The sequence below is a fragment of the Pseudarthrobacter phenanthrenivorans genome (assembly GCF_036455295.1).
GTDB lineage: Bacteria > Actinomycetota > Actinomycetes > Actinomycetales > Micrococcaceae > Arthrobacter > Arthrobacter phenanthrenivorans_C.
On the sequence record NZ_JAYXNX010000008.1, the window covers coordinates 118520 to 135488 of the forward strand.

Genomic DNA, 16969 nt, shown 5'->3' on the forward strand with positions numbered 1-16969 from the left:
GTGCCAATGCGGCGGGTGCCCGCCACCGGATCCAACGGCACAGCCGGGAGCAGTCCGGATCCGGCTAAATGGTGTAGTGCACGCCGGCCACGGCCACGGCCACGTCACCCGGGAACACCGGCCGCGCTTCGGCCATGACGGTGGTCTGGGATGTCCACACCGGGATGTGGGTCAGCAGGAGCCGCCGGGCGTTGGCTGCGGCTGCGGCCTCCCCGGCACGTTTGCCGGTCAGGTGGACATCGTTGATGCCGTCGTCGCGGCCCTCCTCGAAGGCGGCCTCGCACAGGAACAGGTCAGCGTCCCTGGCTGCTTCCTCAAGCCCGGCGCAGGAGTCGGTATCGCCCGAATAGGTGAGGACCCGGGACACGGGGACACCATCCTTGCCCGGCTCCACCACCTCCACCCGCAGGGCGTAGGCCTCCTCGATGGGGTGGTTGACGGCGAACGGGGTGACAGTGAACGGGCCCACGGTCACGGGTTTGCGCTCGGCCCAGTTGGTGAAGTCGAACTCTTCATGCATCCCGGGGTCCAGGTCCAGGCCGTACGCCGTGGCCATGCGGTCAGCAGTGGCCGCGGGGCCCCAGACGGGAATCCGGCCGCGGCCCCAGCCGCCGGGCTTCCAGCGGATGGCAACATGCAAGCCGCACAAATCCATGCAGTGGTCCGGGTGCAGGTGGGTCAGGAAGATGGCGTCGATGTCTTCCAGGTCCGTGTACCGCTGGATGGCTCCGAGGGCACCGCTGCCGAGGTCCATCACCACCTTCCAGGTCCGCTCGCCATCGTTGGCGGTCAGGAGGTAGCACGACGCCGGGGAGCCGGGTCCGGGAAACGAGCCCGTGCATCCAACGATGGTCAGCTTCACCGGGCGGGCCCTCCGCCGCGGCGCGAGCCGGCGAATCCGCCGCCGACGAAGTTGGAGATGCGCGGGCGGTTGCGGGCACTCTGGGCGGCGGCGATCATTTCGGGGGTGATGCGGGCGAGGCTGCCGGTGGGGTACTGCGCGGCCACATGGTCCACGTGGCGGACGGACAATACTTCCGGCCCCAGGAACCGCCGGGCCAGTGCCTCGAATTGGGCGGCATCGCCGGTGGCCACGAAATGGTGCTCCGGCGGCGCCTCGGAGGTGCGCTGCAGGTTGTGGGTGGCCAGGGCGCGGTACACATCCTTGGCCGTTTCCTCCGCGCTGGAGACCAGGGTGACATCGGCGCCCATGACATAGGAGATCACGCCGGTCAGCAACGGGTAGTGCGTGCAGCCCAGGACCACGGTGTCCACGGCGGCGGCCTTCAGCGGGGCAAGGTATTCCTCCGCGACGGCCAGCAGCTCCGGCCCTGTAGTGATGCCCGCTTCCACGTAGCTGACGAATGCCGGGCACGCCACCGAAGTGATGTCCAGGTCCGGAGCGGCCGCGAACGTGTCTTCGTACGCGCGTGATCCCACCGTTGCCGAGGTTCCGATGACGCCGACTTTCCCGCTGCGGGTTGCTGCGACGGCACGCCGCACTGCGGGCTGGATAACCTCAATGACCGGGATGCCGTATTTGGCGGTGTAACGCTCACGGGCATCCCGCAGGACAGCGGCCGACGCCGAGTTGCAGGCGATGGTGAGCAGCTTGACCCCGGAGTCCACGAGTTCGTCCATCACGCCCAGCGCGTTGGCGCGTACCTCCGCGATGGGCAGCGGCCCGTAGGGGCCGTGGGCAGTGTCCCCCACATAGAGAATGGACTCGTTGGGAAGCTGGTCGATGATGGACCTGGCCACGGTGAGCCCGCCAACGCCGGAGTCGAAGACGCCGATGGGCCGGGCTTCCGGGGCTGCGGCAGGAAGGTCGCTTGCGGCAGGCCCGGGCTGTGTTTCCGCCGGCAGTTCCGCGCTCGAGGCTGTTGTCATGATTATTCGAGGATAGGTGGTCCCGGAAGCCTCAGCCATCATCTTGTGTCCGGGAACTCGTGTCTGCTGCGTCACAGCGGACGGCCTCCCCCTGGCCGCCGCAGCTCACCGGCGCGGTTCCATGGACTGCAGCATGGCCTGTACCAGGGATTCCTGCAGCCAGGTGGTGAAGTTGTAGACGAGCGCCAGGTAGCTCTCTACATCCTCCGCCTGGGACCAGTCCTGCATGCGGTGCACGTGCTCGGCGTCCGCTTCATCCCTGATGTCCAGCCGCTCGGCGAGCACCAGGCGCACATCGTTCAGTGCCATGGACCAGTGCCTTGCCCCTTCGGCCGTCAGCACGATTTCGTCCTTGTCGAGGTCCAGTGCGGCCGCGCGCAGGGCGCCGATCTTTGTTTCCCTGAGCGAGCGTTCGGTGAGCTGGCGGAACTCAAGGGAGGCGGCGCCGTCGTTCTTCACCACGTTGGGCAGCAGTCTCTTGACCGCACGGTCGGTGGGCTCGGCCACATCCATGTCCAGGCCGATCAGGGCGGCCAACGGGTCCTGCCCCGTGCGGTCCTCGGGCTGGAGCATGGAGATGACGTCATTGATCAGGCTGCGGAGCAGATCGCGTTCAGCCGGTTCGAGGAAGCCGGTAATGCCTTTGAGTCCGTACTTGAATGCCTTAGCCACGCTTCCCCTTACCCTGGCCCGGACCGCCGGACTTACCTGACTTGCCACCGGGGCCCCCGCTGGCTTTTTCCACCGTGGCCCAGAGCCCAAACCCGTGCATGGCCACCGCGTGGCGCTCCACCTGTTCCTTGCTGCCCGACGCGACGATGGAGCGGCCCTTCTTATGGACTTCCATCATCAGCTTGTTCGCCTTGGTCTCGGAGTAGCCGAAGTAGCTTTGGAACACATAGCTGACGTAGCTCATGAGATTGACGGGATCGTTCCAGATCACCAGGTTCCAGGGGATGTCCGGAGCGGTCAGGGAGTCGGTGGACTCTGCCGTGCCGGTCCGGATGCCCTCCTGTGTATCAGGGCCGGGCGCAACGCTTATGGTCATCTGTCCATTCTATGTTGGGGTTGGGCCCCCGACGGCTAGGGCCCCGCGGCGAAGCGAAGCGAGACGTGGGAGCCGGTGGGTGGGCCCCCGGCGGCGAGGGCCCCGCGGCGAAGCGAAGCGAGACGTGGGAGCCGGTGGGTGGGCCCCCGGCGGCGAGGGCCCCGCGGCGAAGCGAAGCGAGACGTGGGAGCCGGTGGGTGGGCCCCCGGCGGCGAGGGCCCCGCGGCGAAGCGAAGCGAGACGTGGGAGCCGGTGGGTGGGCCCCCGGCGGCGAGGGCCCCGCGGCGAAGCGAAGCGAGACGTGGGAGCCGGTGGGTGGGCCCCCGGCGGCGAGGGCCCCGCGGCGAAGCGAAGCGAGACGTGGGAGCCGGTGGGTGGGCCCCCGGCGGCGAGGGCCCCGCGGCGAAGCGAAGCGAGACGTGGGAGCCGGTGGGGACTAGAGTGATTTTCGTGAGCACCTCCGCCGGCTGGGACCATCCCCGCACGTCCTTTTACACCGACCACTACGAGCTGACCATGCTGCAGGCGTCCCTCCACTCGGGGGCCGCACACCGCAGGTCAGTGTTCGAGGCTTTCGCACGCCGCCTCCCCGACGGCCGGCGCTACGGAATCGTGGCCGGCACCGGGCGCCTCCTGGAAGGCATCGCGGATTTCCGCTTCGGCGAGGCGGAACTGGAGTTCCTGGAACGTACCAACGTGGTCAACCGGGAAACCCTGGAATACCTGGCCAATTACCGGTTCGCAGGCGATATCTGGGGCTATGCCGAGGGCGAGGCCTACTTTCCCAACTCCCCGATCCTGATCGTGGAGGGCACGTTCGCTGAAGCCTGCATGCTGGAGACCTACCTGCTGTCCGTGCTTAACCACGACACCGCCATTGCCTCCGCTGCGTCCCGCATGGTCAGCGCTGCCGGCGGCCGGCCCTGCATCGAGATGGGCTCGCGGCGCACCCACGAGGAGGCCGCCACAGCCTCGGCCAGGGCGGCCATCATTGCCGGCTTTGACAGCACCTCGAACCTGGAGGCGGGCATCCGCTACGGCGTGAAGACCGTGGGAACGGCTGCCCACTCCTTCACGCTGCTGCATGACACCGAACGGGAGGCCTTCGAGGCCCAGATTGCTTCACTGGGTGAGGGCACGTCCCTGCTGGTAGACACGTACGACGTCGAGAAGGCCGTCCGGACGGCCGTTGACCTGGCAGGGCCGCGGCTTGGCGCCGTCCGGCTGGACTCCGGCGACCTGGTGGCACAGGCGCAGTGGGTGCGCCGGCTCCTGGACGACCTGGGAAACGAGCACACCAAGATCGTGGTCACCTCCGACCTGGACGAATACGCGATTGCCGCGCTGCAGTCAGCCCCGGTGGACTCCTACGGCGTGGGCACGTCGCTGGTGACGGGTTCCGGTGCGCCCACTGCCAGCATGGTCTACAAGCTGGTCAGCCGGGCGGACAACGACGGCAACTTCGTGTCCGTGGCCAAGGCGGCCAAGAACAAGGTCAGCGTGGGCGGCAGGAAGTATGCGCTGCGGAAACTGGACGAACGCGGCACCGCCACCGCGGAGGTGGTAGGCGTGGGCCACCGGCCGGAGGACGACGGCAACGACCGTCCACTGCTGCAGCAGTTCATGAAGAACGGCGAGCTGCTGCCCGGCTGGACCGGGCACGAGGGCGTGCTCCGCGCGCGGCAGCGACATGCGGACTCCATGGCGGAACTGCCGCCGGTGGTTAACCGCCTGCAGCGCGGGGACGCCGCAATCCCCACGGTCTACGAGGAGCACTGATGGCCCGCGCACTGATTATCGTGGACGTCCAGAACGATTTCTGCGAAGGCGGCTCGCTCGCCGTTCCCGGCGGGGCGGCCGTGGCCGGAGCCATCAGCGAGTACCTGGACGCCTCTCACAGCGAATTCGACTACGTGGTGGCCACACAGGACTGGCACATCGACCCGGGAAGCCACTTCTCCGACACGCCTGATTACAGGGACAGCTGGCCGCGGCACTGCGTGGCCGGCACCCGCGGAGCCGAGCTCCACCCGGACCTGGACACCGAGTACATCGACGCGTATTTCCGGAAGGGCCAGTTCGCGGCCGCATACTCAGGCTTCGAAGGCCTGCTGGCCCCCGAGGACGCCGTGCCCACCGGGGAACGCCAGCCCGGGCTGCCCGGCGGTGCCGGCGCTTCTGAGTCCGACGAGGATGCCATCGGCCTTGACGACTGGCTCCAAAGCCACGACGTGGAGGACGTGGTGGTGGTCGGCATCGCCACCGACTACTGCGTGAAGGCAACTGCCCTCGATGCCGTCCAGGCCGGCTACGGGGTGACCGTGGTGCGGTCGTTGACTGCCGGCATTGCCGAGGACCTGGAAGACACCGTCGCAGAGCTGGAACTCGGCGGGGCGGACGTCGCCTGAGCCGCTACTTGCGGCCCACGAACCAGTCCTGAAGCTTGCGCAGCCGGGATTTCAGCTGCTCCTCGTTGGCCTGTGCCACGGGAGGACCGCCGCAGACCGTGCGGAGCTTGGTGTGCACCACGCCGTGCGGCGTGCCCGTCCGCGCGGCCCAGGCGGCCACGTTCTTGGCCAGCTCATTGCGGAGGTCCATCAGCATCCGGTGGTCCGGAACGGCGGGGACCTGGCTTTCGGCAGCCGCGGGCGCCTTCTGCTTCTTGCGGTTCAGCTGTTCGTGCTGGCGCTGGCGCAGCAGTGTGCCCACCTGCTCGGCATCCAGCAGGCCCGGAATCCCCAGGAAGTCCATTTCGTCGTCGGACCCCACTTCACCGCCGGTGCCGAACTCGCCGCCGTCAAACAGGACCCTGTCAAAGGAGGCCTGCGAATCCAATGCCTCGAACTTGCCCTTGGTGAGGCTGTCCGACGCTTTGTCCTCGCGGTTGGCCTCCTCCATCAGTGAATCTTCGGGGTTAAAAAGGCCGTCGGCGTCCTCTTTTTCCGGCCGGTCCAGGGCATGGTCCCGCTCCATTTCCATGGAGTTGGCCAGCGCCATCAGCTGCGGCACGGAGGGCAGGAAGACCGACGCCGTCTCGCCCCTTTTGCGGGCACGCACAAAGCGTCCCACGGCCTGGGCGAAGAAGAGCGGGGTGGAGGTGGAGGTGGCGTAGACGCCCACGGACAGCCGGGGCACGTCCACGCCCTCGGACACCATGCGGACAGCCACCATCCAGCGCTTGTCGCCGGCGGAAAATTCCTCGATCTTGCTCGACGCCTTGGCGTCATCAGACAGGATGACCGTTGGTGACTCCCCCGTGATCCGCTTCAACTGCCCCGCGTAGGCCCGTGCGTCCTCGTGGTCGGTGGCAATCACCAGGCCGCCCGCGTCCGGAACCGTGCGGCGGACCTCGCTGAGCCGTTTGTCGGCGCCAGCCAGGACGGCGGGGATCCACTCCCCTGCCGGATTCAGCGCAGTGCGCCAGGCGTGGCTGGTGATGTCCTTGGTGACGGCGGCTTCGCCGAGGGAGGCGGCCATTTCCTCGCCGGCGCTGGTGCGCCAGCGCATCTGGCCGGAGTAGGCCATGAACATCACGGGCCGCACCACGTGGTCGCGGAGGGCGTTGCCGTAGCCGTAGGTGTAGTCGGCTTTGGAACGCCGGATGCCGTCACGGTCCTCGGCGTACTCCACGAACGGGATGGGTGAGGTGTCTGAACGGAACGGGGTACCGGTGAGGGACAGCCGCCGTACTGCGGGATCGAACGCCTCGCGGAGGCCGTCGCCCCAGGACAGGGCCTCGCCGCCGTGGTGGATCTCGTCCAGGATCACCAGGGTGCGGGCTGCCTCGGTCTTGGCCCGGTGCAGCAGCGGCTTGCTGGCCACTTGGGCATAGGTGACGGCGACGCCGATGAAACCACGGCCGTGCTGGCCGTCGGAGTTCTTGAAGTTGGGGTCGATGGCAATCCCCACCTTGGCTGCCGCGTCCGCCCACTGCCGTTTCAGGTGGTCCGTGGGCGCCACGATGGTCACCCGGTTGACCGCACCGGAATCGATCAGCGTGGACGCGATCCGGAGCGCGAAGGTGGTTTTACCTGCGCCGGGGGTGGCCACCGCGAGGAAGTCGCGGGGGCTGTTCTTCAGGTAGAGGTCAAGGGCTTCCTGCTGCCAGGCGCGGAGTTTCGGGGCGGTTCCCCAGGCTGCACGTTCCGGGTACGCCGGAGGCAGGGTGGGGCCGCCAAAGAGCGTCTCCGTCACTACTTGCTGTTGCCCGAGTCCCCCGGACCCTTCCCGCCGTCGTTGCCCGGCCGGAGGCCTTCATAGACTTCCTTGCACTCGGGGCACACCGGGAACTTCTGCGGATCCCGGCCCGGGGTCCAGACCTTGCCGCACAGGGCAATGACGGGTTCCCCGGTCATCGCGGACTCCATGATCTTTTCCTTGCGCACATAGTGGGCAAAGCGCTCCCGGTCGCCCGGTTCCACCTCCTGGCGCAGTTCCTCGCGCTCAATGGTGGCCGTGGACGTTCCAGCCCCGGAAAGCTCGCGCATCGGGTCGTTTTCGAGAGGGTCCGTCATGCTAGTCATGGCATCCATCTTAGCCGTTCCCCCGGCCGCGCGTCCGACGGCGGCGCGCCCGTTGCCGGAGTATGGCACCGGCCGCCGTCGCACCTTTTGGCCCCCTTGGGGCACGCCCGGAAGGCCGCTACAACCCCTGCCAGGAGGGCTTGTTCTCATAGGTATGACGGTAGAAATCGGCCAGTTTCAGGCCTGAGGCGGCAGCCTCGTCCAGCAGGACGGTGGCGTGCGGATGGAACTGCAGCACGGACGCCGGGCAGATCGCAGCCACCGGACCTTCCACGAAATCGCGGACTGCCTGCGCTTTCTGCGCCCCCGTGGCGAGCAGGATCACGTGGCGGGCTTCCATGATGGTGCCCAGGCCCTGGGTAATGACGTGGTGCGGCACCTCGGACAGGCTGTTGAAGAACCTGGCATTGTCCCGGCGTGTCTGTTCCACCAGGCTCTTGATCCGCGTCCGCGAAGCGAAGGACGAGCCCGGCTCATTGAACCCGATGTGCCCGTCAGTGCCCAGGCCCAGCAGTTGCAGGTCAACGCCGCCGGCTGCGGCAATTGCCTGCTCATAGGCTTCGCAGGCAGCAGGGATGTCGTCCGCCCTTCCGTCCGGACTGTGGACGTTTTCCGCTGCAATGTTTACCCGGTTGGTGAACTCCCGGCGGACCACCTCACGGTAGGACTCAGGATGGCCCGCAGGCAGGCCCACGTATTCATCCAGCGCGAATGCCGAGGCCCTGCTGAAGTCCAGGCCCTGTTGGTGCCGGGCCGCGAGCTCGTCATAGACGGGGAGCGGTGAGGACCCCGTGGCCAGGCCAAGGACAGCCTCCGGCTTGCGCCGGAGGAGTTGTTCGATGGCGTCGGCCGCGAGTTTACCAATCTGCCTTCTGCCGCCGAGGATCACGATTTCCATGTTGTCCCTTCCGTGGAGCCGTCAGCGGTTGACGTTTACCTGTGCCAGGAGCTCCGGCCCCCGCGCGTCGAGCCATGTGCCGCCCAGCCGGACACCGGCCAGGAAGAGGGCGAGGCCCAGTACGATGCCCGCGGCAAGGTTGAGCCAGCCGAACAGAACGTTTCCGGTGATGGCGTGTGCTGCCAGCAGCACGGCTTCGGGCAGCACCAGGACCATCAGGACGAGCATTCCCACGAACTGCACTGCCATGGTTTGCCCTACGTTGCCGGGCGGTTTCTTGAAGGGGCTGTCACCCGGCAGCGGGACCGTGACCGTGTACCTGGCCGACACTACCGAGGACAATCCCAGCCCGGTGAAGAGGATCCCCAGGCTGAGCCCGAGCTGTCCCGGCAGGCCGGTCCAGTTGCGGGTGAAAGCCGCATAGCCGATGGCGAACACAAGGACCACCGGCAGGGCGAAGGCCATGCATGCCAGGGCCCTGCCCAGCCTGTCGGCAACGCCGCGGACCCCGGTGGCCAGATGCAGTGCAAACGCGGTGTTGTCGTAGGAAACGTCGGCTGAGATTGACCAGGCCAGGATAAAAGCGGACACGGGGGCCAGGAAGGCCAGGCTGCCGTAGCTTCCGGTCTGCGTCCCCTGGAATGCCAGCACCACCGGAAGCAAAGGGATCACCACCAGGGAACCGGAGTAGCGGGGGTCCCGGATCCAGTACGTGAGGGACCTCGCCATTACGGCACCGGCCGGGGTGGCCGGAAGCACGCCGAACAGTCCCAGCCTGCCGCCCCGGCGCTTCCCGGCTCCGGCGTACGGCGGAGTGACCAGCGCCCGCTCAAGCAGCAGTTTCCAGCACCACGCCAGGAGTCCAAGGACCGCCACCGCCACCAGCAGCTTCACCACTGCCTCCGCGGGCCGGCCGGATGCGACGTCGCCGCCGAGCGCCCAGGGCGCTCCCAGCGGCGTCCACGCCAGGGTACGGGCGAACTCCGGCGGGAATCCCGCGGATGCGGAAACGCTGCGGCCAACCCCTGCAACGATAGGCCCCAGCAGGACCAGGGGCACCATGAAGGCAAGGGCGCTGATGTCCTTGAAGCGCCGGGAGGCAGCCAGGCTTGCGGTCGCGGTGGTAACCACCTTGGCCAGCACCACGCAGGTCATCACCCCAAGGCAGGCACCTACCAGGGCGGCGAGCGCCGAAAACACATCCCGGGACCAGGTCACTACCGTGGCCAGGGCCACGAGCGTGGTGGCCACCCCGGGGATTCCGATCAGGCCGCCCAGGGCAAGGCCGGTGAGCATTTGCCTCATGGGGATGGCAAAGGTGCTGAAGCGGGACGGGTCCAGCGTCATGTCCGTGGCGGAGGCCACCACCGGAATCACGCCCCATCCAATGAGTGCGGCGGAACCGCCCAGGACCACAGCCGTGTGCGCGGTTTCGGCCCCTGCATTCCTGAGCAGGACAAGGACGATGACGAGGGTTGACACCACTCCCAGTGCATAGAGTCCGGCGATGGCCATGCCCACCAGCTGCCACGGGCTGCGCCGCAGTCCATTGCGCAGCAGCGCGAGCTTGAGCCTTAGAAGGTGCGCAACCATTCCAGTCCCTCCGTGTGGCTGTGGCCGCCGACAAGCTGCACGAACCGGTCTTCCAGGGAGGCGCCGGCCCGGACCTGGTCCACTGTCCCCGCAGCCAGGAGACGGCCGCGGGCCACCACCGCGACATGGTCGCACATGCGCTGCACCAGGTCCATGACGTGGCTGGAGACGATCACCGTTCCCCCGGAGGCGACGTACCGGTCAAGGATGGAGCGGATGTTCGTCGCCGACACGGGGTCGACGGCTTCGAACGGCTCGTCCAGGACCAGGAGCCGCGGGGCGTGGATCAGGGCCGACGCCAGGGCGATCTTCTTGGTCATGCCGGCCGAGTAGTCCACCACCAGCGTGCCCGCATCCTCGGTGAGGTCCATGGCAGCCAGCAACTCCCCCACACGTGCGGCCACCACGGCCCTGTCCATGCCGCGCAGCAGCCCGGCGTAGGTAATCAGCTGCTCACCCGTCAGCCGGTCGAACAGCCGGACGCCGTCGGGCAGGATCCCCATGAGGCGTTTGGCTTCCAGCGGGTGCTGCCACACATCCACGCCGTGCACCACCGCGGTGCCGAAATCCGGACGCAGCAGGCCTGTGGCCATGGATAGCGTGGTGGTCTTGCCTGCCCCGTTGGGTCCGACGATTCCGAAGAAGGACCCGGCCGGCACTTCCAGGCTGATGCCGTCCACCGCAATCTTCCCACCGAACCGCTTGGCCAGCCCGCGGAGGGAAAGGGCCGCCAGAGGCCCGGAATTCAATGCCTGGCCAGGTACCGGAGCAGTCATGGTGCCAGCCTAGTCCGCGGACCAGTGCCGCGGGGGTGCGAAACTAACGTCATGGACATCGCCTTGGGCCTGCTGGTCATCGTTGCCGTGGTGTGCGCGGGCAGCGCGCTGGGCCGCAAACTCAATATCCCGGTTCCCCTGCTGCTGGTCCTGGCGGGGGTGGCAGCGTCCTTCCTGCCGTTCGTTCCCCCGGTGGAGCTGAATCCTGAACTGGTGCTGGTGGGCCTCCTGCCTCCGCTGCTTTACGCAGCCGCGTTCCGGACATCGCTGTTCGACTTCAAGGCCAACCGCCGCTCCATCGGACTGCTGTCCGTGGGGTACGTCATTTTTGGCACCGTGGGCGTGGGCGCGGTGGTCTGGTGGTTGTTCCCCGAGATCCCGCTTGCTGCGGCCATCGCCCTGGGTGCCGTAGTGGCACCTCCGGACGCAGTGGCCGCGACGGCCATCGCCCGCAAGGTGGGCATGCCCCGCCGTATCGTCAACATCCTGGAAGGCGAATCGCTGGTCAACGACGCCACCGCGCTTGTATGTCTTCGGGCAGCGGTGGCGGCCATTGCGGGCTCCGTCTCCGTGCTGGATGTTGCCGGCGGCTTCGTGCTGGCGGCCGGCGGCGGCCTGGTGGTGGGCCTCGCGGCCGCGTACGTCCTCACCGAAATCCGCAAGCGGGTCAGCAACGTGGCCATCAACACCTCGACGTCCCTCATGGCGCCTTTCGTTGCCTTCCTCCCCGCCGAGGCGATACACGCATCAGGGGTGCTCGCCGTCGTCGTCACCGGCCTGGTGATGGGCACCAAGGCGCCGTCGATGCCCAACGGCGCTGCCAGGCAAAGCGCACGGAGCAACTGGGACACCGTGCAGTTCCTGCTGGAAAACGCCGTCTTCCTGCTTATCGGCCTGCAGGTGCGGACCATCGTGGACAGCGTCCAGGACGATTCCCTGGGCGCCGGGCGGGTTTGGCTTGGCTGCGCCGTCATCCTGGTGGCGGTGCTGCTGCTGCGCCCGGTTTGGGTCTTTCCCGCCACTTACCTGCCCCGCTTGATTCCCGCCGTCCGGCGGGCGGACCCCGCACCGCCCTGGGAGATGCCCGCCATCGTGTCCTGGGCCGGCATGCGCGGCGTGGTCACCCTGGCCGCCGCCCTGACGCTGCCCGGAGACCTGGAACACCGTAACGTGCTGGTCCTGGCAGCCATGGTGGTGGTAGGCGGCACGCTGGTGCTGCAGGGGTTCACCCTGCCCGCACTCGTCAGGGCCCTGCGGGTGCCGGGACCGGACAAGCGCGAGGACGCGCTGAACCAGGCTTCGCTGATGCAGCGGGCCACCGCAGCGGGGATTGAACGGCTGGAGCAGCTGCGTCGCGAGAGCGATCCGCCGGAGGTGATGGACATGCTCCGGCGGCGGACCCATGAGCGGGGGCTGGCGGCGTGGGAGCGGCTGGGCAGGCCGGCGGCTGAGGCCGCCACCCCCAGCCAGCGCTATGCACAGCTGCGGATGGCCATGCTTGAGGCCGAAAGGGACAAGGTCCTGGAACTCAGGCGGGGCGGGGACTTCGCGCATGAGGTCCTCAGTGAAGTCCTGGAGCGCCTCGATGTCGAAGAGTCGATGCTCGACGCCTCCTTCAACGAGGTCGCTGCTGCCGACGGCGGCGGGGGCGAGGGGTTGTCCCAGCCGGGCGGCGTTTGCGACCACCTGACGGCTGCCATGCCGTCTCCGGTTCCCGGTGACCCGTACTGCGCGGAGTGTGAGCGTGAGGGCACCACTCCCGTTCACCTGCGGATGTGCCTGGCGTGCGGCAACGTGGGCTGCTGCGACTCCTCCCCCGGACGGCACGCAAGCCGCCACTACAAGGAGACGGGCCACCCTGTCATGCGCAGCGTGGAGCCCGGCGAAGACTGGCGCTGGTGCTACGTGGACGATCTCCTGGGCTGACGGCCGCCGGCCTCAGGGCGCTTTGCGGATCCGGATAGGACCCTTGGCCGTGGCAGGGTCCACCACGGAACCGCCCTGGGTGATGTGGACTTTGCCCGCGTCAACCAGGCGCCGTGCAGCTTTCCGGGCGGGCTCCATGAGGTGCCGCCATTCATTCCCGCCCACGGCCCTGGCGGCATCGGACGGGCAAATGGTGGACGTGGGCGCCCTGGCTGCCAGCAGCTCCAGGATCTTCGCTTCCAGCTGCCTGCCAACACCGTCCTGCGGATCCGTTCCGCCAGGGCCTGCCATCGTGGACTTCCGCATCAGAAGGTGCGCCGCGGGACGGCGCGTTCGTACTGGGGCGGCCAGGAAATGTCGTAGCCCAGTTCAAAGGCGGCGCGGAGCCACCAGTGGGGGTCGCGCAGGGCCGCGCGCGCAATGAAGACGCCGTCGGCCTGTCCGGTGGCAATGGCGTGCTCAGCCTGGCCGGGCGTGGTCACCAGGCCCACCGTCCCGGTGGCAACTCCGGCTTCCTCCCGGATGGCGGCCGAGAACCCGGTCTGGTAGCCCAGACCCGGTTTGATCTGCTGGTGGGCCACCGCCCCGCCGCTGGAGACGTCCACCAGGTCCACCCCGTGCGCGGCAGCCTCCCTCGACAACCGGACCGAGGCGGCCTGGTCCACGCCGCCGGGCGCCCAGTCGGTGGCCGAGATCCGGAGCAGCAAGGGCATGGAATCGGGAATCACGGCGCGGACGGCGTCAACCACGGCCAGCATCAGCCGGTTCCGTCCGGCCTCGTCCCCGCCCCACTCATCGTCACGCTGGTTGATCAGCGGACTCTGGAACTGGTGCAGGAGGTAGCCATGTGCCCCGTGGATTTCCATGGTGTCAAAGCCGGCGTCGACTGCCCGCACAGCTGCCGCGGCGAAGTCAGCGATGACGCCGTGGATCTGTTCCACTGTCATGGCGGCGGGAGCGGCGTAGCCTTCAAATGAGGTGGCGGAGGGTCCAAGAGTGTCCCAGCCGCCCTCGGAGACGGGAACACTGCCGCTCTTGCCGGAGAACGGCCAGTACGTCGATGCCTTGCGGCCCGCGTGGGCAAGCTGCACACCGATTTTTGTGCCGGCAGTTCCATTGCGGTGGACGAAGGAAATGATCCGTTCCCAGGACTCGGCCTGTTCGTCGTTGTACAGGCCTGCGTCCCTGGGGCTGATACGGCCCTCGGCGTTCACCGCCGCGGCCTCCGTGAGGATCATCGCCGCGCCGCCCACGGCGAAGCCGCCCAGGTGCACCAGGTGCCAGTCGTCCGGAACCCCCGGGGCGGCGTCGGGATCGCAGCTGTACTGGCACATGGGTGAGACCCACCCCCGGTGCTGCAGCTCCATGGAGCGCAGCGTCAGCGGCTGGAAGAGGGCCGGCACTAGAACAGCACCCGTGCAAGCGCCTGGCGTGCCTTGGCGACGCGGTCGTCCCCGGCTCCAACGACGTCGAACAGTTCCAGCAGGCGGACCCGGGCGGCCTCCCGCTCCGGGCCGAAGTTCCGGCCTATGAACGCCACCAGGCGGTTCAGGGCGTCCTCCACGTGGCCGCCTGCCACATCAAGGTCCGCCACCCCGAACTGCGCTTCAATGTTGTCCGGCTCGTTGGCCGCCAGTGCCCGGAGGGCTTCGCTGTCCTGGGCGGAGATGGCCTGCAGCCGGCCCATCAGTTCCACCTGGGCCAGCCCTGCCTTGGCTTCATGGTCAGCCGGCATTTCCTTCAGCGCCTGGCGGTAGGCATCTGCCGCTGCGGCGTAGTCCCCGGCTTCGATTGCGTCGTAAGCGGCCTGGTGCAGCGGCGGCAGCGGTGCAGGTTCCTGTTCCGCGCCGGCCCCTGCGTCCAGGCTGCCGGTAACGCCGTTGGCAGCGGCCACCTTGAGGAGTTCGTCGAAGAGGCCGCGCACCTGCTGTTCCTCCGCAGCACCTTTGAACAGGGGCACCGGCTGTCCCTTGATCACGGCGACAGCGGTGGGGACGGCCTGCACCTGGAAGGCCTGGGCAAGCTGCGGGAACGCTTCGATGTCCGCTGCACCCAGGACCAGGCGGCCGCCGTAGGAGGCAACCACGCGGTCGAGGGTTTCGAGCATCCTGCCGGACTCCGGGGAGTAGGGGGCCCACAGGGCGAACACCACCGGCACCTGGGCGGACAGCTCCACCAGCTGCTGGAAGTTGGCTTCGGTGACATTGACCTTGAGTTCAGGGCCGGGGGCGCCCGGCTGCACTCCCTGGCCTGCGCCTCCGGCCGGAGCGGACGGGGCTGCGGCGCCGGAGGGAGTTGCGGGGCGCTTCAGCGAAGAAAGGTCGACGGCGCCGCGCAGGTTAAGCGGGTTGGCAGCGGCAGGAGGGACTGGACGGGAAGCTGGCGAACTCATGTTTCCCACTCTAGCCACTCCGGCCGCTGCCGGTGGTAATGCAGTCGGGCCCTACTTGAAGCTGGCCCCGACCAGGCCGCGGGTGGCGGCAACGAGCTTCATGGGGTCCGTGGATCCGGCCGGCGGCACGTAGACCGCCATCGATTCGGCAAAGCTCAGGACCATGCCCGTAGTGGTTTCCTTGCCGCCGGCGAGCGCGGCGGCGTCGTCACCGATGCTGAGTTTGTCACCGGCTGCCTTGGGGGTGCCTTCAAAGCCGAAGTTGATCCGGCCCAGGACCAGGGCGCCGCCGTCCGAGGTGCGGAACACCACGGTGCTCTCGGGAACCACCTTGTGCGTGAAGGAGAAGTTTCCGTTGTCCCCGGACTTCACCACTTCCGCCTGGTAGGACAGGGTATCGGCGATGTACGGCGAAGACTGGCCCTCGACGAGCTTGTCCTTGAACGGTGAGTCTGCGGACGTCAGGCGGTCGGCGAGCCCGGACATGGCTTCCTCACCGCTGTAGAGCAGCCCGGTCTTGTCGGACGGCGCCACCGTTTGGGTACCGCCGCGGCTGATCGTGGGGAATGTGGTGCCCGGCTGCAGCGGGGTGGTTTCCATCAGCTTGTAGTTCTCGCGCGGAGACTGCTGGACAAGGGTCAGGATTTGCGGGACCACGTTGCCGTCTCCCTGGGTCACAGCCAGCACCGAGCGCGGCCATGAGCGGTCGTTGGTGACAACGGTGGTCAGGAGCTTGGTGGAGCGGACCGGCATTCGAGCCGCGTAGGAAGCCACCTGGGAGCGGATCTTGTAGTTTTGCGTGCGCACCTCCAGCTCCGGGCCGGCTACGCGGTCCCCGAGTTTCGCGGCGTCCTTGGCTGCGTCGCCCGCATCGGTGGCACTGGAGACCTGCTCCAGGATCCGGCGGAACTGGGCATCCAGCAGCACCGGCGACCCGGTGGATTCCTTGGCTGCCGAGGTGCTGCCGGAGGGCTGGGGGCTGGGAGTGGCCGCCTGGGCAGCAACGACCGGGCCGGCAAGCACTGCTGCTGCCACGCCGGCTGCCACCATGGTGATCCTGGAGGACGACGATGGCGACTGCCCGTTGGGGCCGTTGTTCCCCGAGCCGGTGTCATGGGAACCAGCGGTATGGGTATCGGGGCTTTGGGGGGTCGCCTTCCGGGCCCAGGCCCACGGAGCCGGAGTGCGGCCGCCGTCCTGCCCGTTCTTCCCGCGGGTGTGGAGCAGCGCCAGCGCGATGCCGCCGAGAATCAGCAGGCCGCCCAGGACGATCAGCGGAACGGCCCAGGGCGTGGACGTGTCGTTCGGGAACGTCATGGACACCGAGGCAGGTGCCGGTTTGGTTCCGTCAGCGGCAAGCAGGAGGCTCCAGTCGCCGTCGGCGGCCGGCGTCCAGGTGTATTCGAGTTCGCCGCTGGCGTTCTCATTGGATACCCAAAGGTCCGAACCGGCGGGATTGGGTGCGGTGGCATCGCCGTCCGCATGGTCAACAGTGAGGGACTTTTCGTCCTCGGAAACCCCGGTGATGGTGTTGTGGGCGGTCTTGCCCACCCAGGCGCTGACATCATCAGGCCGGCCGGTGGCCAGCATGAAATTGCCGTCGCCCTGGATGGTGATCTTGACGGGCCCCTCATGCAGGGTGCGCAGCTTCTGGTCGATGACGGTCAGGGGTGCGGCTGCGGAATCAGCCGGCAGTGATGCCGTGAACGTCTCGGAAGGAGCCCAGATGGTTCTCTGGCCGATACCGGCCAAAAGTGTCAGGAGGCCGAGCAGCACGAGTGCGGCTGCAGTCTTTAAACGCAAGGGAAACACCTATCATCAGCGGGGGTTTACCTTCAATAGTAACCTTTTTGTTACCAGGGGCTCCCTCGGCGCCTCCCGGAACGGACGTTTGCTGGACGCCCGGATGCGCTTCCGGCTCTT

At 67.8% G+C, this 16969-nt stretch carries 16 protein-coding genes; 3 read left to right on the forward strand and 13 right to left on the reverse strand.

Annotated features, from left to right (window positions below):
• Nucleotides 1-64: 64 nt before the first annotated feature.
• The 4 genes from VXJ37_RS12265 to clpS form a co-directional block, all read right to left on the reverse strand.
• Complete coding sequence (locus tag VXJ37_RS12265; RefSeq protein WP_331323302.1) at nucleotides 65-862, reverse strand: MBL fold metallo-hydrolase; 798 nt, start codon at nucleotides 860-862, stop codon at nucleotides 65-67.
• Nucleotides 859-1890, reverse strand: coding sequence for a glutamate racemase (gene murI, locus VXJ37_RS12270; RefSeq protein ID WP_440589801.1), 1032 nt, complete (start codon nucleotides 1888-1890; stop codon nucleotides 859-861). Before murI ends, VXJ37_RS12265 begins: the two co-directional genes overlap by 4 nt.
• A gap of 105 nt (nucleotides 1891-1995) precedes the next feature.
• Nucleotides 1996-2562 carry a DUF2017 domain-containing protein gene (locus tag VXJ37_RS12275; protein ID WP_331323303.1) on the reverse strand — a complete coding sequence of 189 codons (567 nt, stop codon included), beginning with the start codon at nucleotides 2560-2562 and terminating at the stop codon, nucleotides 1996-1998.
• Entirely contained in the window at nucleotides 2555-2938 is a 384-nt protein-coding gene (clpS, locus tag VXJ37_RS12280; protein ID WP_331323304.1) for an ATP-dependent Clp protease adapter ClpS, read from the reverse strand. Before clpS ends, VXJ37_RS12275 begins: the two co-directional genes overlap by 8 nt.
• A gap of 450 nt (nucleotides 2939-3388) precedes the next feature.
• On the opposite strand from clpS, the gene VXJ37_RS12285 reads away from it, so the two are divergent.
• Together VXJ37_RS12285 and VXJ37_RS12290 are read left to right on the forward strand one after the other, a co-directional pair.
• A complete protein-coding gene (locus tag VXJ37_RS12285; RefSeq protein ID WP_331323305.1) occupies nucleotides 3389-4717 on the forward strand; it encodes a nicotinate phosphoribosyltransferase in 1329 nt (442 codons plus the stop codon).
• Complete coding sequence (locus VXJ37_RS12290; RefSeq protein ID WP_331323306.1) at nucleotides 4717-5346, forward strand: isochorismatase family protein; 630 nt, start codon at nucleotides 4717-4719, stop codon at nucleotides 5344-5346. The genes VXJ37_RS12285 and VXJ37_RS12290 overlap by 1 nt, the downstream gene beginning before the upstream one ends.
• 4 nt (nucleotides 5347-5350) lie before the next feature.
• Here VXJ37_RS12290 and VXJ37_RS12295 read toward each other — a convergent pair whose 3' ends face one another.
• The 5 genes from VXJ37_RS12295 to VXJ37_RS12315 all read right to left on the reverse strand — a co-directional run bounded on the left by VXJ37_RS12295 (nucleotide 5351) and on the right by VXJ37_RS12315 (nucleotide 10728).
• The gene (locus VXJ37_RS12295) at nucleotides 5351-7132 is read right to left on the reverse strand and encodes a DEAD/DEAH box helicase (RefSeq protein WP_331323307.1); all 1782 of its coding nucleotides are present in this window, start codon (nucleotides 7130-7132) and stop codon (nucleotides 5351-5353) included.
• Nucleotides 7132-7470, reverse strand: a complete 339-nt coding sequence (locus VXJ37_RS12300) for a DUF3039 domain-containing protein (RefSeq protein ID WP_141942047.1) — start codon at nucleotides 7468-7470, stop codon at nucleotides 7132-7134. The genes VXJ37_RS12295 and VXJ37_RS12300 overlap by 1 nt, the downstream gene beginning before the upstream one ends.
• Nucleotides 7471-7579: 109 nt before the next feature.
• Nucleotides 7580-8359: a glucosamine-6-phosphate deaminase gene (gene nagB / locus VXJ37_RS12305; RefSeq protein WP_331323308.1), complete on the reverse strand. Its 780-nt coding sequence runs from the start codon at nucleotides 8357-8359 to the stop codon at nucleotides 7580-7582.
• A gap of 21 nt (nucleotides 8360-8380) precedes the next feature.
• Nucleotides 8381-9952, reverse strand: coding sequence for a transporter (locus VXJ37_RS12310; RefSeq protein WP_331323309.1), 1572 nt, complete (start codon nucleotides 9950-9952; stop codon nucleotides 8381-8383).
• Nucleotides 9934-10728: an ABC transporter ATP-binding protein gene (locus tag VXJ37_RS12315; RefSeq protein ID WP_331323310.1), complete on the reverse strand. Its 795-nt coding sequence runs from the start codon at nucleotides 10726-10728 to the stop codon at nucleotides 9934-9936. The genes VXJ37_RS12310 and VXJ37_RS12315 overlap by 19 nt, the downstream gene beginning before the upstream one ends.
• A 51-nt stretch (nucleotides 10729-10779) precedes the next feature.
• Here VXJ37_RS12315 and VXJ37_RS12320 point away from each other — a divergent pair, with 51 nt between their 5' ends.
• Nucleotides 10780-12654, forward strand: a complete 1875-nt coding sequence (locus tag VXJ37_RS12320; RefSeq protein WP_331323311.1) for a Na+/H+ antiporter — start codon at nucleotides 10780-10782, stop codon at nucleotides 12652-12654.
• A 12-nt stretch (nucleotides 12655-12666) separates the two neighbouring features.
• Here VXJ37_RS12320 and VXJ37_RS12325 read toward each other — a convergent pair whose 3' ends face one another.
• Genes VXJ37_RS12325 through VXJ37_RS12340 form a run of 4 tightly spaced genes read right to left on the reverse strand, consistent with a single transcriptional unit; the run spans nucleotide 12667 to nucleotide 16822 of the window.
• Nucleotides 12667-12945: a DUF3253 domain-containing protein gene (locus VXJ37_RS12325; protein ID WP_331323312.1), complete on the reverse strand. Its 279-nt coding sequence runs from the start codon at nucleotides 12943-12945 to the stop codon at nucleotides 12667-12669.
• A 14-nt stretch (nucleotides 12946-12959) separates the two neighbouring features.
• The gene (locus tag VXJ37_RS12330; protein WP_331323313.1) at nucleotides 12960-14057 is read right to left on the reverse strand and encodes an NADH:flavin oxidoreductase/NADH oxidase; all 1098 of its coding nucleotides are present in this window, start codon (nucleotides 14055-14057) and stop codon (nucleotides 12960-12962) included.
• Entirely contained in the window at nucleotides 14057-15046 is a 990-nt protein-coding gene (locus tag VXJ37_RS12335) for a tetratricopeptide repeat protein (protein ID WP_331323314.1), read from the reverse strand. The genes VXJ37_RS12330 and VXJ37_RS12335 overlap by 1 nt, the downstream gene beginning before the upstream one ends.
• 51 nt (nucleotides 15047-15097) lie before the next feature.
• Entirely contained in the window at nucleotides 15098-16822 is a 1725-nt protein-coding gene (locus tag VXJ37_RS12340; RefSeq protein ID WP_331323397.1) for a hypothetical protein, read from the reverse strand.
• Nucleotides 16823-16969: the final 147 nt, after the last annotated feature.

Bases quoted from the DNA above. Each gene is read 5' to 3' on its own strand.
- murI (WP_440589801.1), bottom strand. From the start codon at position 1,890: ATGACAACAGCCTCGAGCGCGGAACTGCCGGCGGAAACACAGCCCGGG.
- clpS (WP_331323304.1), bottom strand. From the start codon at position 2,938: ATGACCATAAGCGTTGCGCCCGGCCCTGATACACAGGAGGGCATCCGG.
- VXJ37_RS12290 (WP_331323306.1), top strand. From the start codon at position 4,717: ATGGCCCGCGCACTGATTATCGTGGACGTCCAGAACGATTTCTGCGAA.
- VXJ37_RS12300 (WP_141942047.1), bottom strand. From the start codon at position 7,470: ATGGATGCCATGACTAGCATGACGGACCCTCTCGAAAACGACCCGATG.
- nagB (WP_331323308.1), bottom strand. From the start codon at position 8,359: ATGGAAATCGTGATCCTCGGCGGCAGAAGGCAGATTGGTAAACTCGCG.
- VXJ37_RS12310 (WP_331323309.1), bottom strand. From the start codon at position 9,952: ATGGTTGCGCACCTTCTAAGGCTCAAGCTCGCGCTGCTGCGCAATGGA.
- VXJ37_RS12315 (WP_331323310.1), bottom strand. From the start codon at position 10,728: ATGACTGCTCCGGTACCTGGCCAGGCATTGAATTCCGGGCCTCTGGCG.
- VXJ37_RS12320 (WP_331323311.1), top strand. From the start codon at position 10,780: ATGGACATCGCCTTGGGCCTGCTGGTCATCGTTGCCGTGGTGTGCGCG.
- VXJ37_RS12325 (WP_331323312.1), bottom strand. From the start codon at position 12,945: ATGGCAGGCCCTGGCGGAACGGATCCGCAGGACGGTGTTGGCAGGCAG.
- VXJ37_RS12335 (WP_331323314.1), bottom strand. From the start codon at position 15,046: ATGAGTTCGCCAGCTTCCCGTCCAGTCCCTCCTGCCGCTGCCAACCCG.